The organism is Enterobacter sp. 118C5 (assembly GCF_034107645.1).
Lineage (GTDB): Bacteria > Pseudomonadota > Gammaproteobacteria > Enterobacterales > Enterobacteriaceae > Enterobacter > Enterobacter nematophilus.
Window position 1 is genome coordinate 75,985 of record NZ_JAWNEU010000007.1, and the last position, 15,320, is coordinate 91,304.

Here is a 15,320-nt window from a genome sequence, read left to right on the forward strand (position 1 = left end):
TTCATGCATAACCAGGCTCCGATTCAACGTAGAAAATCGAAACGGATTTACGTTGGGAATGTGCCAGTCGGCGATGGGGCACCTATCGCCGTCCAGTCGATGACCAATACGCGCACCACGGACGTGGAAGCGACGGTCAACCAAATCAAAGCATTAGAGCGTGTAGGCGCGGACATTGTTCGCGTCTCCGTGCCCACCATGGATGCCGCTGAGGCGTTCAGGCTGATCAAACAGCAGGTCAGCGTTCCGCTGGTTGCAGATATCCACTTCGACTACCGTATCGCGCTGAAAGTCGCTGAATACGGCGTCGATTGCCTGCGTATTAACCCGGGCAACATCGGTAACGAAGAGCGTATCCGCATGGTCGTGGACTGCGCCCGCGACAAAAATATCCCTATCCGTATCGGCGTAAATGCCGGCTCCCTGGAAAAAGATCTCCAGGAAAAATACGGCGAGCCTACGCCGCAGGCGCTGCTCGAATCCGCGATGCGTCACGTCGATCATCTCGATCGCCTTAACTTCGATCAGTTTAAAGTCAGCGTAAAAGCGTCCGACGTCTTCCTCGCGGTGGAATCTTACCGCCTGCTGGCAAAAGAGATCGATCAGCCTCTGCACCTCGGGATCACCGAAGCGGGCGGCCTGCGCAGCGGCTCTGTGAAATCTGCGATCGGCCTGGGTCTGCTGCTCTCTGAAGGGATCGGCGATACCCTGCGCGTCTCGCTGGCGGCGGATCCGGTAGAAGAGATCAAGGTCGGTTTCGATATCCTGAAATCACTGCGCATTCGTTCGCGTGGGATCAACTTCATTGCCTGTCCAACCTGCTCACGTCAGGAATTTGACGTGATCGGCACGGTGAATGCCCTGGAACAGCGTCTGGAAGACATCATCACCCCGATGGACGTTTCCATCATCGGCTGCGTGGTGAACGGTCCGGGTGAAGCGCTGGTGTCAACCCTGGGCGTAACCGGCGGTAACAAGAAAAGTGGTCTCTATGAAGATGGCGTTCGTAAAGATCGTCTGGATAATAGCGACATGATCGACCAGCTTGAAGCCCGCATCCGCGCCAAAGCCGCGATGATGGACGAGACGCAGCGCATCAGCGTTCAGCAGGTTGAAAAATAACGTGATGGGAAGCGTGCCGCTTCCCATGTATGATTGAACCCATTCTTTGGGTTTTTTTTGTATATAGAAAGAGAATAAACGTGGCAAAAAACATTCAAGCCATCCGCGGCATGAACGATTACCTGCCTGGCGAAACCGCCATCTGGCAGCGCATTGAAGGCACGCTGAAGCAGGTGCTCGGCAGCTACGGTTACAGCGAAATCCGTTTGCCGATTGTAGAGCAGACCCCGTTATTCAAACGCGCGATCGGTGAAGTAACCGACGTGGTTGAAAAAGAGATGTACACCTTTGAGGACCGCAACGGCGACAGCCTGACCCTGCGTCCGGAAGGTACGGCGGGCTGCGTACGCGCCGGCATCGAACATGGTCTTCTGTACAATCAGGAGCAGCGCCTGTGGTATATCGGCCCGATGTTCCGCCACGAACGTCCGCAGAAAGGTCGTTACCGTCAGTTCAACCAGTTGGGTGTGGAAGTCTTTGGCCTGCAGGGCCCGGACATCGACGCCGAACTGATTATGCTGACCGCCCGCTGGTGGCGTGCCCTCGGTATCGCCGAACATGTCTCCCTGGAGCTGAACTCAATCGGTTCTCTGGAAGCGCGCGCAAACTACCGCGATGCGCTGGTGGCGTTCCTGGAGCAGCATAAAGAGAAGCTGGACGAAGACTGCAAGCGTCGCATGTACAGCAACCCGCTGCGCGTGCTGGATTCCAAAAACCCTGATGTCCAGGCGCTGCTGAACGATGCCCCTGCGCTGGGTGACTACCTGGACGACGAGTCTCGCGAACACTTTACCGGCCTGTGCAAGCTGCTCGAAGCGGCGGGCATTGCCTACACCGTGAACCAGCGTCTGGTGCGCGGTCTGGACTACTACAACCGTACCGTGTTTGAGTGGGTAACCACCAGCCTCGGTTCGCAGGGTACCGTGTGTGCCGGCGGCCGTTATGACGGTCTGGTTGAGCAACTGGGTGGCCGTGCGGCGCCTGCGGTTGGCTTCGCGATGGGTCTTGAGCGACTTGTTTTGCTGGTTCAGGCAGTTAATCCGGAATTTAAAGCAGATTCCGTTGTCGATATATACCTGGTGGCCTCAGGCGCGGAAACGCAGTCTGCGGCGATGCAGCTTGCCGAACGCGTGCGCGATGCGTTGCCGGGCGTTAAGCTGATGACCAACCATGGCGGCGGCAACTTCAAAAAACAGTTTGCTCGTGCCGATAAGTGGGGCGCAAGTATTGCACTGGTGCTGGGCGAGTCCGAAGTGGCTAACGGCGAAGTGGTAGTAAAAGACCTGCGCTCTGGTGAGCAGACAACGGTAACGCAGGACGGCGTTGCGGCGCACTTGCGCACTCTATTGGGCTAAGGAGAAAGACGGCGTGGAAATGTACGAGAACGAACACGATCAGGTCGACGCGATTAAACGCTTCTTTGCTGAAAACGGCAAAGCGCTGGTTGTTGGGGTAATTTTAGGTGTGGGTGCGCTGGTTGGCTGGCGTTACTGGAACAATCATCAGGCGGATTCCGCGCGCGGCGCGTCGCTGTCTTATGAAAATACCGTTAGCGCGCTCCGCGCCGATCAGCCACAAACGCTGGTGGCGGCAGAGAAATTTGCCGCTGACAACAAAAACACCTACGGTGCGCTGGCTGCACTGGAAGTGGCTCAGCAGTACGTTGATAAAAACGAACTGGATAAAGCCGCTGCTCAGCTGTCTCAGGGCCTTGCTGCTGCCAGCGATGAAAACCTGAAAGCCGTGATCAATCTGCGCCTGGCACGTATTCAGGTTCAGCAGAAAAAAGCTGACGACGCGCTGAAAACGCTCGATACCATCAAAGGCGAAGGGTTTGCTGCCATCGTTGCCGATCTGCGCGGTGAAGCACTGCTGAGCAAGGGTGACAAAGCGGGCGCGCGTAAAGCGTGGCAAGCTGGCGTAGAGAGCAAAGCGTCACCTGCGCTGAGCGAAATGATGCAGATGAAAATAAATAATTTGTCCGTCTGAGAGGGACCCGATGCAATTGCGTAAATTACTTCTGCCAGGACTGCTTTCTGTTACGTTATTGAGTGGTTGTTCACTGTTCAGTGGCGAAGAAGACGTTGTGAAAATGTCCCCACTGCCGACGGTTGAAAACCAGTTTACCCCATCCACCGCGTGGGATGTCTCCGTGGGAAGTGGGATTGGCGATTTCTATTCCAACCTTCATCCTGCGTATGCAGACAGCGTTGTCTATGCCGCTGACCGCAAAGGCACCGTGAAAGCGGTAAACGCCGATGACGGGAAAGAAGTCTGGTCCGTTAACCTGGCGGAAAAAGACGGCTGGTTCTCCCGTAAATCTGCACTGCTGTCTGGCGGCCTGACCGTTTCCGGTGGGCATGTCTACGTGGGCAGCGAAAAAGCGCAGGTTTATGCGCTGAACAGCAGCGACGGCTCTATTGCCTGGCAAACAACCGTAGCCGGTGAGTCGCTGTCTCGCCCGGTGGTGAGCGATGGCCTGGTGCTGATTCATACCAGCAACGGCCAGCTGCAGGCGCTGAACGAAGCGGACGGTCTGGTGAAATGGACCGTTAACCTGGATATGCCTGCGCTCTCTCTGCGCGGTGAATCTGCACCTGCGACCGCATTTGGCGCTGCCATTGTGGGCGGTGACAACGGTCGCGTGAGCGCCGTGCTGATGCAGCAGGGCCAGATGATCTGGCAGCAACGTATCTCTCAGGCCACTGGCTCAACGGAAATTGACCGCCTGAGCGACGTAGACACTACCCCGGTTATCGTTGACGGTGTGGTTTACGCCCTGGCCTATAACGGCAACCTGACCGCGCTGGACCTGCGCAGCGGCCAGATCATGTGGAAACGTGAGCTGGGCTCTGTGAATGATTTCATCGTCGACGGTAACCGCATCTATATGGTTGACCAGAACGATCGCCTGCTGGCGCTGAGCACCGAAGGCGGCGTGACGCTGTGGACGCAAAGCGATCTGCTGCACCGTCTGCTGACCGCGCCAGTGCTGTACAACGGTAGCCTGGTGGTTGGCGACAGCGAAGGCTATATGCACTGGGTTGATCCAGAGAATGGCCGCTTCGTGGCACAGCAGAAAGTGGACGGTTCAGGCTTCCTGACCGACCCGGTTGTGGCTGACGGCAAACTGCTGATTCAGGCAAAAGACGGCACGCTGTACGCGATCACGCGTTAATTACCCGGCGGTTGTAGTATACTAAACGGCTCCTGTTCACTCAGGAGCCGTTTTGACATTTTTAAAAACGCTGCGAAAGCGACGTTTATTTGAATTTTATGAGGCTTCAAACATGGTACCTGTGGTCGCGCTTGTCGGGCGCCCTAACGTTGGAAAATCCACTCTTTTTAACCGTTTAACACGCACCCGTGATGCGCTGGTTGCGGATTTCCCGGGGCTGACGCGTGACCGTAAGTACGGTCGTGCAGAGGTGGAAGGACGCGAGTTCATCTGTATCGATACCGGCGGTATCGATGGCACAGAAGACGGCGTTGAAACCCGCATGGCGGAACAGTCCTTGCTGGCAATTGAAGAAGCGGACGTCGTGCTGTTCATGGTGGATGCGCGCGCTGGCCTGATGCCGGCGGACTCCGCAATCGCTAAGCACCTGCGTTCTCGCGAAAAGCCAACTTTCCTTGTGGCGAACAAAACTGACGGCATCGATGCCGATCAGGCTATCGCGGACTTCTGGTCTCTGGGCATGGGAGATATCCACCCGATTGCGGCATCGCATGGCCGCGGTGTGACCAGCCTGCTGGAAACCGTTCTGCTGCCGTGGGTTGACGAAGTGAACCCGCCGGAAGAGGTGGACGAAGACGCCGCATACTGGGCGCAGTTCGAAGACGGTGAAGAGGGCGAAGAAGAAGAGCCTGAGGATGACTTCAACCCGCAGGATCTGCCGATCAAGCTGGCTATCGTCGGTCGTCCAAACGTAGGTAAGTCTACACTTACTAACCGTATTCTGGGTGAAGAGCGCGTGGTGGTTTACGACATGCCGGGTACTACGCGTGACAGCATCTACATCCCGATGCAGCGCGATGAGCGTGAGTATGTCCTCATCGACACCGCCGGGGTACGTAAGCGCGGAAAAATCACCGACGTGGTGGAAAAATTCTCCGTAATCAAAACCCTGCAGGCGATTGAAGACGCCAACGTGGTGCTGCTGGTCATCGACGCGCGCGAAGGTATCTCCGATCAGGATCTCTCTCTGCTCGGCTTTATCCTCAATAGTGGGCGCTCACTGGTTATCGTGGTCAACAAGTGGGACGGCCTGAGCAATGAAGTGCGCGAGCAGGTGAAAGAGACCCTGGACTTCCGTCTGGGCTTTATCGATTTTGCCCGCGTGCACTTTATCTCTGCGCTGCACGGCAGCGGCGTCGGTAACCTGTTCGAATCCGTGCGTGAAGCGTATGACAGCTCCACCCGTCGTCAGAGCACCGCCATGCTGACCCGCATCATGAATATGGCTGCGGAAGACCATCAGCCGCCGCTGGTGCGCGGTCGTCGCGTGAAGCTGAAATATGCCCACGCCGGTGGCTATAACCCGCCAATCGTGGTGATTCACGGCAACCAGGTGAAAGACCTGCCGGATTCCTACAAGCGCTACCTGATGAACTACTTCCGTAAATCGCTGGACGTGATGGGCACGCCTATTCGTATCCAGTTCAAGGAAGGGGAAAACCCGTTCGCCAACAAGCGCAACACCCTGACGCCGAACCAGATGCGTAAGCGTAAGCGTTTGATTAAGCACATTAAGAAAAGCAAATAATCATTGCCGATCTCACGAAGGCCCGCGTTTATCGCGGGCTTTTTTTATGCCCAACCATACCGACGGTTTTCTCTGTGTGATGTCAATCACTATTCATTTTCAACCACGTTTAAATCTAAGAAAGTAGACAATCGTCGAATTTTCATCTTAAAGTCCAGGGGCTGGTACTAGACAAAACTAGCGACTGGTTATCAAATGGTTAACTAACTTTTCGCCGCATGTAAAAAATCGGTCAGATACGTAACTGGCCGGCGTACCTGCTGGTGTTTACAAGCACGACACATACCTTTCGGGAGAATTATGCAATCCTCTGTTAATCAAAAAGAGAGCCGAACCTTCTTCGGCCATCCTTATCCGCTCGGTTCGCTGTTCTTTACCGAGATGTGGGAGCGTTTCTCGTTCTACGGCATTCGCCCGTTGCTGATCCTGTTTATGGCCGCCACCGTCTATGACGGCGGCATGGGGCTGGCGCGCGAAAACGCCTCGGCGATTGTCGGTATCTTTGCCGGCACCATGTACCTGGCCGCGCTGCCGGGCGGCTGGCTGGCGGATAACTGGCTCGGCCAGCAGAGAGCCGTCTGGTACGGTTCGATTCTGATCGCGCTCGGCCACCTGTCGATTGCGCTGTCGGCCATCATGGGCAACAACCTGTTCTTTATCGGCCTGATGTTCATCGTGCTCGGCTCTGGCCTGTTCAAAACCTGTATCTCGGTGATGGTCGGCACCCTGTATAAAAAAGGCGACGCGCGTCGTGACGGCGGCTTCTCGCTGTTCTACATGGGCATCAATATGGGCTCGTTCATCGCCCCGCTGATCTCCGGCTGGCTGATTAAAACCCACGGCTGGCACTGGGGCTTTGGTATTGGCGGCATCGGGATGCTGGTGGCGCTGATTATCTTCCGCGTGTTTGCGGTTCCGGCGATGAAGCGCTACGACAGCGAAGTCGGCCTGGACTCCACCTGGAACAGCCCGGTGGTGAAGCGCAACGGCGTGGGCGTCTGGTTGCTGGCGCTGGCGGCAGGCGTGGCAACGCTCGTGACGCTGATCGCGCAGGGCGTGATCGTCATTAACCCGGTCGCGGTAGCCAGCGTGCTGGTTTACGTAATTGCGGCGTCCGTTGCCCTCTACTTTATCTACCTGTTCATTTTCGCGGGCCTGAATCGGAAAGAGCGCGCCAGGCTGCTGGTCTGCTTTATTCTGCTGGTCTCCGCCGCGTTCTTCTGGTCCGCGTTTGAGCAGAAGCCAACCTCGTTCAACCTGTTTGCCAACGACTACACTAACCGCATGATTGGTGATTTTGAAATTCCGGCGGTGTGGTTCCAGTCGATCAACGCCCTGTTCATTATCCTGCTGGCCCCGGTGTTCAGCTGGGCATGGCCGAAGCTGGCGAGCATGAACATTCGCCCGAGCAGCATCACCAAGTTTGTTATCGGCATTCTGTGTGCGGCAGGGGGCTTTGGCCTGATGATGCTGGCAGCTCAGAACGTGCTGAGCAACGGCGGGGCGGGCGTGTCGCCGTTCTGGCTGGTGGGCAGTATCTTAATGCTGACGCTCGGCGAGCTGTGCCTGAGCCCGATCGGTCTGGCGACCATGACCCTGCTGGCGCCGGAGAGAATGCGCGGCCAGATGATGGGGCTGTGGTTCTGCGCCAGCGCGCTGGGTAACCTGGCGGCGGGCCTGATTGGCGGTCACGTGAAGGCCGACCAGCTGGATATGCTGCCGGATCTCTTCGCGCGCTGCTCCATCGCGCTGCTGATTTGTGCCGCAGTGCTGATCGTCCTCATTGTTCCGGTGCGCCGCATGCTGGAAAATGTGCAGACTAAACCGGCAGCTAGCGCCTCATAAACCTCGGTGTGCCGGGGCAGGCGTTTCGCCCCGGCACGGTATTTTCTGAGGTGAAACTATGCAGTTAGGATTTGTTGGTCTTGGTGCGGTCGTGGAAACAGCGTATCTGCCCGCACTACGTAACCTTTTCGATGGCGCCGTTCGTTGTTTCGGCTTTGATGTTCTCCCCGCGAAGCACCCTGAAGGCGTCACGCGCTGCGCCTCGCTTGCGGCGCTTTTAGCCACCCCGCTGGATACCCTTTTTATTACCACCGCATCGCTGCACCACCTTGAGGTGCTTGAGCAGGCGATTGCCTCGCCGATCCCGCGGATTGTGATTGAAAAACCGATTGTCGCCACGCTTCCTCAAATCGAAAAACTCAACGCGCTGCTGGCAACACCCGGTGTGGCGTCCCGCGTGCTGGCGCTCGACCACTGGATGGCGCGCATCGAAACGGTGAAGCGGTCGCTGGTCGGCCATGTTTCTGACATCGCCAGAATCGAAGGCTTTTTGCAGGAGCCGAGCGGGTATAACGCCGCAGGGGAACCGATTGCGCTCAATTTCGCGACCGGAGAACCGGATACCAGAACGCTTCGCCACCCGGACGGCGTGATTCTGGATGTCGGTACACACGTGCTGGCGATGCTGCGCGAAACGGTGCGCTATCTGGGCGGTCAGGACGAGATGACGCTGCAGGTGGTGGCGGCCAAAGACCGCCTGGGCCACGATATCGCAAAAGGCGACCTGACTACGGCGGAAGGAGAGGCGCACCTGCAGGGAAGCATCAGCGGCGTGCCGGTGGACATCTGGCTTAACAAATACGCGGGACCCGCGGGCGGGCAAAAGGGCCTGCGGCTCTGGTTACGCGACGGGCGCATTATCAACTACGACCGACGCGGCGCGGAAGATGTGCTGGAGCTAATTAAAGGTAAGGATATTCAGCGCTGGCATATCCCCGGCACGATCTACGAACGCTGTCTTGCAGGACACATTCTTGGCGCAAACAGTCTGTTTGAGCGCGATCCCCAGGAGGTGAGCCGCACAACGCGCCGCAGAATTGAAGAGGTGGCGCTGCTGCTGACCTTGCAGCAACAGTTGCGTGGCCCGCACTGAAGACGTGGTAAAATTTTCGCAGACCTGAACGCCCTGAAGGAGACACCATGACCATAACCTGCCCGGATTGCCAGGCACAGCTTGAACCCCTGAACGGGGTCGCGCACTGCGACAGCTGTAATAAAGATATCGCGCTCGAAGCCCGCTGCCCGGAGTGCCATCAGCCACTCCAGGTACTAAAAGCCTGCGGGGCGGTGGACTATTTCTGCCAGAACGGCCACGGCTTGATTTCTAAAAAGCGCGTGGAGTTTGTCCTGGCCGAAGGTTAATCGCACACGCAGTCTTCGCCTTTCTTCCACAGCTCGACCAGCGACTCGGGCGCTTCCTGCTCAGGTACTAGCACGATGATATCGGCGTAGTGCGCCTGATTTTGGCCGGTCCAGATAATCTGGATGCGGAAATAGCGCTGGTCCCCGCTGCCGGGTGACGACGACTGACCCGGCGGCTGACCGCGTGGAAAGGCCTGCTCCAGGATGCTCACCAGGCGCTGGCGCTGGGCCTCATTAAGCGAGGAAAGCGCGATGGTACGCTGGCCGCTCAGCTTAGGAATAAAAGCGACGCCGCCTTCCCGGGCCAGCTCAACCACGGCGTCATCCGTCAGTTCCGGAACCTGCATTTACAGCACTCCCACCTGTTCCCAGGCGTGTTTTATCGCCGCCCCAACGTCGCTGCCGGAGCGTTTCTCTCCGTGGGCTATCGTCAGTTTTGCGAAGGCATCAAAATCCGCATCCTGCGCCAGATTGCGATCGCAAACCGTGTCGTACCAGGCATAACCGGCTTTTTCCCAGGCGTAACCGCCGATCGCCGTCGCGGCGAGATAAAACGCCCGGTTGGGGATGCCGGAGTTAAGGTGTACGCCGCCGTTATCCTCGCGCGTTTTGATGAAATCTTTCATGTGCGCGGGCTGCGGGTCTTTTCCGAGCAGAGGATCGTCGTAGGCGGTGCCGGGTTCAGACATGGAGCGCAGCCCCTTGCCGTTAATTCCCGCGGCCAGCAGCCCTTCACCAATCAGCCAGTCTGCTTTATCGGCGGTTTGCTTCAGATGGTACTGTTTCACCAGCGAGCCAAACACGTCTGACAGGGACTCATTCAGCGCGCCCGACTGCTCAAAATAGATAAGCCCGGCTTCGGTCTCGGTGACGCCGTGGCTCAGCTCGTGCGCCACCACGTCGATGGCAATCGTGAAGCGGTTAAAGATCTCCCCGTCACCGTCGCCAAACACCATCTGCTGACCGTTCCAGAAGGCGTTCTGATATTCCCGGCCGTAGTGAACGGTGCCGGTCAAAATAAGCCCCTTATTATCGAGCGAATCACGCTGATATTCTTTCCAGAAGAAATCATGGGTGATGCCTAAATAGCTATAGGCTTCATCCACCGCCACATCGCCGTTGGACGGCTGGCCTTCATAACGCACCTGGGTACCCGGCAGCTCCTGGGTCTGTTTCGCATCGTAGATATCGCGCTCAAGCTGACCGGCCTTATTCACGTGCGGCGCAGCGGGTTTGCCCGGCATATGCGCCATCAGCGTCTGGACGTGGGTTAAGGTCTGACGGGCATAGCGCTGCTGCGGCTCGGAACCGCTTTCGATAATACGACGAAGAATATAAGGGGGAATAACGCTACGAAGCTGGGACATGCTGCTCTCCTTATTAAAAAAGGGAATAGCAGCAGTATAGTAAGTAACCGGCGAAGAATTATCCGGTTTTGCGCTGACGCGTCTTTTTCACCGGTTTAATTGATTTCACTTCGCTTTCTACCCAGCCGTCAGACAGGCGGGTGGTAAGAACGTCACCGGTATTCACCTGTTTTGCTTGCTTCAGCACTTTGCCGTCCGCTGCCGTCGTCACGCTATAGCCGCGCGCCAGCGTGGAGAGGGGGCTCACGGCTTCCAGATGGGTCACCGCGTTGCCAAAACGTTCGCGGGTGGTGCTCAGACGCGCCCGGAGAGTCTCCGCCAGGCGATACTCCAGCTGCTGAATGCGCGTTTGCGCACGATAGATTTTCGGCTGCGGGTTCTGCTGGTTCAGGCGCTGGGTCACGCGCTGCTGGCGCGACACCGCGCGCTTAAGCTGATTATCCAGCGCAAAGTTCATGCGCTGACGCAGGCGCTCCAGCACGGTCTGCTGACGCGCCAGACGCAGCTGCGGGTGCTGCTGCTGAAGACGGTGATGAAGCTGGGTAAAGCGGCGGGTACGATTCGCGAGGAAGTAATCCATCGCCATCTCAAGACGCTGCTGGCCGTTTTGAAGCTGACGCAGCAGCTCCAGCTGGTTACGGCTCACCACTTCCGCCGCGGCGGACGGCGTAGGCGCACGCAGATCCGCAACAAAATCGGCTATCGTTACGTCCGTTTCATGCCCGACGGCGCTCACCACGGGGATAACGCTTGCAAAGATTGCCCGCGCCACGCGCTCGTCGTTAAAGCTCCACAGGTCTTCCAGCGATCCGCCGCCGCGCCCGACGATTAATACGTCGCACTCCTGACGCGCGTTCGCCAGTTCAATGGCGCGAACAATCTGGCCTGGCGCATCGTCGCCCTGAACGGCGGTCGGGTAGATGATGACGGGCAGGGAAGGGTCGCGACGCTTCAGGACGTGCAAAATGTCGTGCACAGCGGCACCGGTTTTCGAGGTGATGACCCCAACGCAGTGGGCAGGTGAGGGCAGCGGTTTTTTGAACTGCTGGTCGAACAATCCCTCGGCAGAGAGCTTTGCTTTTAGCTGTTCATACTTCTGCTGCAGCAGGCCTTCGCCCGCGGGCTGCATGCTCTCAACGATGATCTGGTAGTCCCCGCGCGGCTCATACAGGGTGATATTGGCGCGTACCAGAACCTGCTGGCCGTGCTGCGGACGGAACGACACGCGGCGGTTGCTGTTGCGGAACATCGCACAGCGCACCTGAGCGGTATCGTCTTTTAAGGTAAAGTACCAGTGTCCGGAAGACGGCTGCGTGAAGTTAGAGATTTCACCGCTGATCCAGACCTGCCCCATTTCCTGCTCAAGCAGCAAACGCACCGTCTGATTAAGGCGGCTGACAGTATAAATTGAGGGGGATTGAGAGGATAACATGTGAGCGGGATCAAATTCTAAATCAGCAAGTTATTCAGTCGATAGTAACCTGCTGAGAGGCATTCGCAAGCATTTTTTCAAAAAAGTGTAGATGCAATCGGTTACGCTCTGTATAATGCCACGGCAATATTTAACCACCCAGGTCAGAGATATTGCCCATGCTACGTATCGCTAAAGAAGCACTGACGTTTGACGACGTCCTCCTCGTTCCCGCTCATTCCACCGTTCTGCCGAATACTGCCGACCTCAGCACGCAGTTGACGAAAACCATTCGTCTGAACATTCCTATGCTCTCCGCGGCAATGGACACCGTGACTGAAGCGCGCCTGGCTATCGCCCTGGCACAGGAAGGCGGCATTGGCTTTATCCACAAAAACATGTCTATCGAGCGTCAGGCGGAAGAAGTTCGCCGCGTGAAGAAGCATGAGTCCGGCATCGTGTCCGACCCACAGACCGTTCTGCCAACCACCACCCTGCACGAAGTGAAAGCCCTGACCGAACGTAACGGCTTTGCCGGCTACCCGGTAGTGACCGAAGACAATGAACTGGTCGGCATCATCACCGGTCGTGACGTGCGCTTCGTGACTGACCTGAACCAGCCTGTTAGCGTCTACATGACGCCAAAAGAGCGTCTGGTGACCGTCCGCGAAGGCGAAACCCGCGACGTGGTGCTGGCGAAAATGCACGAAAAACGCGTTGAGAAAGCGCTGGTTGTGGATGCGAACTTCCACCTGCGCGGCATGATCACCGTTAAAGATTTCCAGAAAGCAGAACGTAAACCGAACGCCTGTAAAGACGAGCATGGCCGTCTGCGCGTTGGCGCTGCGGTTGGCGCAGGTGCAGGTAACGAAGAGCGCGTTGACGCGCTGGTTGCTGCGGGCGTTGACGTGCTGCTGATTGACTCCTCTCACGGCCACTCCGAAGGCGTGCTGCAGCGTATTCGCGACACCCGTGCAAAATACCCTGACCTGCAGATCATCGGCGGCAACGTGGCAACAGGCGCAGGCGCTCGCGCGCTGGCTGACGCCGGCTGCAGCGCGGTGAAAGTGGGTATCGGCCCTGGCTCTATCTGTACCACCCGTATCGTGACCGGCGTGGGCGTTCCGCAGATCACCGCGGTTTCTGACGCGGTTGAAGCGCTGGAAGGTACCGGTATTCCGGTTATCGCTGACGGCGGTATCCGCTTCTCTGGCGACATCGCCAAAGCCATCGCCGCGGGCGCCGCTGCCGTAATGGTAGGCTCCATGCTGGCCGGTACCGAAGAATCCCCGGGCGAAATCGAACTCTACCAGGGCCGTTCTTACAAATCTTACCGCGGCATGGGCTCCCTGGGCGCGATGTCCAAAGGTTCCTCTGACCGTTACTTCCAGACCGATAACGCCGCTGACAAACTGGTACCGGAAGGTATCGAAGGCCGCGTTGCCTATAAAGGCCGTCTGAAAGAGATCATTCACCAGCAGATGGGCGGCCTGCGCTCCTGTATGGGCCTGACCGGCTGTGGTACCATTGACCTGCTGCGTACCAAAGCGGAATTCGTACGCATCAGCGGTGCGGGTATCCAGGAGAGCCACGTTCACGACGTGACGATCACCAAAGAGTCCCCGAACTACCGTCTGGGCTCCTGATAAATTTCCGCGCCCGGCTTCTGCCGGGCGCTCTGTTTTTGTTTCACTTGCCTCGGAATTAGCGTCAATGACGGAAAATATTCATAAACATCGCATTCTCATCCTGGACTTTGGTTCTCAGTACACTCAGCTGGTGGCGCGTCGCGTACGTGAACTGGGCGTTTACTGTGAGCTGTGGGCGTGGGATGTCACGGAAGCACAGATTCGCGAATTCAATCCAAGCGGCATCATCCTGTCCGGCGGCCCGGAAAGCACCACCGAAGAGAACAGCCCGCGCGCGCCGCAGTACGTGTTCGAAGCGGGAGTGCCGGTATTCGGCGTCTGCTACGGCATGCAGACCATGGCAATGCAGCTGGGCGGCCACGTAGAAGGCTCTAACGAGCGCGAGTTCGGCTACGCGCAGGTAGAAGTGGTGACCGACAGCGCGCTGGTGCGCGGTATCGAAGACTCCCTGACCGCAGACGGCAAACCGCTGCTGGACGTGTGGATGAGCCACGGTGACAAAGTCACCGCTATCCCGTCTGACTTCGTGACCGTTGCCAGCACCGAAAGCTGCCCGTTCGCGATCATGGCGAACGAAGAAAAACGCTTCTACGGCGTGCAGTTCCACCCGGAAGTGACCCACACCCGTCAGGGGATGCGCATGCTGGAGCGCTTCGTGCGTGACATCTGCCAGTGTGAAGCCCTGTGGACCCCGGCAAAAATCATCGACGACGCCGTTGAGCGTATCCGCCAGCAGGTTGGCGATGACAAAGTGATCCTCGGCCTCTCCGGCGGCGTGGACTCCTCCGTGACCGCGATGCTGCTGCACCGCGCCATCGGCAAAAACCTCACCTGCGTGTTCGTGGACAACGGCCTGCTGCGTCTGAACGAAGCGAAGCAGGTCATGGACATGTTCGGCGACCACTTCGGTCTGAACATCGTTCATGTGGAAGGCGAGCAGCGCTTCCTGGACGCGCTGAAAGGCGAGAACGATCCGGAAGCCAAGCGTAAAATCATCGGCCGCGTGTTCGTGGAAGTGTTCGACGAAGAAGCGCTGAAGCTGGAAGACGTTAAGTGGCTGGCGCAGGGCACCATCTACCCTGACGTGATCGAGTCTGCGGCCTCCGCAACCGGTAAAGCGCACGTCATCAAATCTCACCACAACGTGGGCGGCCTGCCGAAAGAGATGAAGATGGGCCTGGTTGAACCGCTGCGCGAGCTGTTCAAAGACGAAGTGCGTAAGATCGGTCTGGAACTGGGTCTGCCGTACGACATGCTCTACCGTCACCCGTTCCCGGGCCCGGGTCTGGGCGTGCGCGTGCTGGGCGAAGTGAAGAAAGAGTACTGCGACCTGCTGCGCCGCGCGGACGCTATCTTCATCGAAGAGCTGCACAAAGCTGACCTGTACAACAAAGTGAGCCAGGCGTTCACCGTGTTCCTGCCGGTTCGCTCCGTCGGCGTGATGGGCGATGGCCGCAAGTACGACTGGGTGGTTTCCCTGCGTGCGGTGGAAACCATCGACTTCATGACCGCGCACTGGGCGCACCTGCCGTATGACTTCTTAGGCCGCGTGTCTAACCGCATCATCAACGAAGTGAACGGTATTTCCCGCGTGGTGTATGACATCAGCGGTAAGCCACCGGCTACGATTGAGTGGGAATAAGCCGATAACCCTTCCTGAGTTTTCATGAACAGGTAAAACTGCAATCAACCCTCTGTTTTTACAGGGGTTTTTTTTATTTATGTACAATACACTGGATACCGTTGCAGGGATGCCAACGCATCAAACTTGCCGGGGAGCTTCAGCGAGGGGATACAG

General features: G+C 57.5%; 13 protein-coding genes. 10 read left to right on the forward strand and 3 right to left on the reverse strand.

Features of this window, described 5'->3' with window-relative positions:
* Positions 1 to 3: 3 nt before the first annotated feature.
* The 8 genes from ispG (at position 4) to UTO39_RS13985 (ending at position 9,095) form a co-directional block, all read left to right on the forward strand.
* A complete protein-coding gene (gene ispG, locus UTO39_RS13950; protein WP_061097400.1) occupies positions 4 to 1,122 on the forward strand; it encodes a flavodoxin-dependent (E)-4-hydroxy-3-methylbut-2-enyl-diphosphate synthase in 1,119 nt (372 codons plus the stop codon).
* Positions 1,123 to 1,202: 80 nt separating this feature from the next.
* A complete protein-coding gene (gene hisS, locus UTO39_RS13955) occupies positions 1,203 to 2,477 on the forward strand; it encodes a histidine--tRNA ligase (RefSeq protein WP_061097401.1) in 1,275 nt (424 codons plus the stop codon).
* A gap of 13 nt (positions 2,478 to 2,490) precedes the next feature.
* Entirely contained in the window at positions 2,491 to 3,111 is a 621-nt protein-coding gene (locus tag UTO39_RS13960) for a YfgM family protein (RefSeq protein WP_061097402.1), read from the forward strand.
* A gap of 10 nt (positions 3,112 to 3,121) precedes the next feature.
* Positions 3,122 to 4,300 carry an outer membrane protein assembly factor BamB gene (gene bamB / locus UTO39_RS13965; protein WP_320727408.1) on the forward strand — a complete coding sequence of 393 codons (1,179 nt, stop codon included), beginning with the start codon at positions 3,122 to 3,124 and terminating at the stop codon, positions 4,298 to 4,300.
* A gap of 112 nt (positions 4,301 to 4,412) precedes the next feature.
* A complete protein-coding gene (der, locus tag UTO39_RS13970; RefSeq protein WP_028014057.1) occupies positions 4,413 to 5,888 on the forward strand; it encodes a ribosome biogenesis GTPase Der in 1,476 nt (491 codons plus the stop codon).
* A gap of 300 nt (positions 5,889 to 6,188) precedes the next feature.
* A complete protein-coding gene (locus UTO39_RS13975; RefSeq protein WP_061097403.1) occupies positions 6,189 to 7,733 on the forward strand; it encodes a peptide MFS transporter in 1,545 nt (514 codons plus the stop codon).
* A 58-nt stretch (positions 7,734 to 7,791) separates the two neighbouring features.
* Positions 7,792 to 8,826: a Gfo/Idh/MocA family oxidoreductase gene (locus tag UTO39_RS13980; protein ID WP_320727409.1), complete on the forward strand. Its 1,035-nt coding sequence runs from the start codon at positions 7,792 to 7,794 to the stop codon at positions 8,824 to 8,826.
* A 47-nt stretch (positions 8,827 to 8,873) separates the two neighbouring features.
* Positions 8,874 to 9,095 carry a zinc ribbon domain-containing protein gene (locus tag UTO39_RS13985; RefSeq protein ID WP_266179690.1) on the forward strand — a complete coding sequence of 74 codons (222 nt, stop codon included), beginning with the start codon at positions 8,874 to 8,876 and terminating at the stop codon, positions 9,093 to 9,095.
* Here UTO39_RS13985 and UTO39_RS13990 read toward each other — a convergent pair.
* Genes UTO39_RS13990 through xseA form a run of 3 tightly spaced genes read right to left on the reverse strand, consistent with a single transcriptional unit; the run spans position 9,092 to position 11,894 of the window.
* Positions 9,092 to 9,442, reverse strand: coding sequence for a protealysin inhibitor emfourin (locus UTO39_RS13990; protein ID WP_151414106.1), 351 nt, complete (start codon positions 9,440 to 9,442; stop codon positions 9,092 to 9,094). The two genes, UTO39_RS13985 and UTO39_RS13990, sit on opposite strands and share 4 nt — an antisense overlap.
* Entirely contained in the window at positions 9,443 to 10,462 is a 1,020-nt protein-coding gene (locus UTO39_RS13995; RefSeq protein ID WP_320727410.1) for a M4 family metallopeptidase, read from the reverse strand.
* A gap of 58 nt (positions 10,463 to 10,520) precedes the next feature.
* Positions 10,521 to 11,894 (reverse strand): exodeoxyribonuclease VII large subunit, encoded by a 1,374-nt coding sequence (gene xseA, locus UTO39_RS14000; protein WP_320727411.1) that lies wholly within the window; start codon positions 11,892 to 11,894, stop codon positions 10,521 to 10,523.
* Between the two features lie 158 nt (positions 11,895 to 12,052).
* On the opposite strand from xseA, the gene guaB reads away from it, so the two are divergent.
* Positions 12,053 to 13,519 carry an IMP dehydrogenase gene (guaB, locus tag UTO39_RS14005; RefSeq protein ID WP_014884799.1) on the forward strand — a complete coding sequence of 489 codons (1,467 nt, stop codon included), beginning with the start codon at positions 12,053 to 12,055 and terminating at the stop codon, positions 13,517 to 13,519.
* A 67-nt stretch (positions 13,520 to 13,586) separates the two neighbouring features.
* Complete coding sequence (gene guaA / locus UTO39_RS14010; RefSeq protein WP_003860599.1) at positions 13,587 to 15,164, forward strand: glutamine-hydrolyzing GMP synthase; 1,578 nt, start codon at positions 13,587 to 13,589, stop codon at positions 15,162 to 15,164.
* The last annotated feature ends 156 nt before the right edge of the window (positions 15,165 to 15,320 follow it).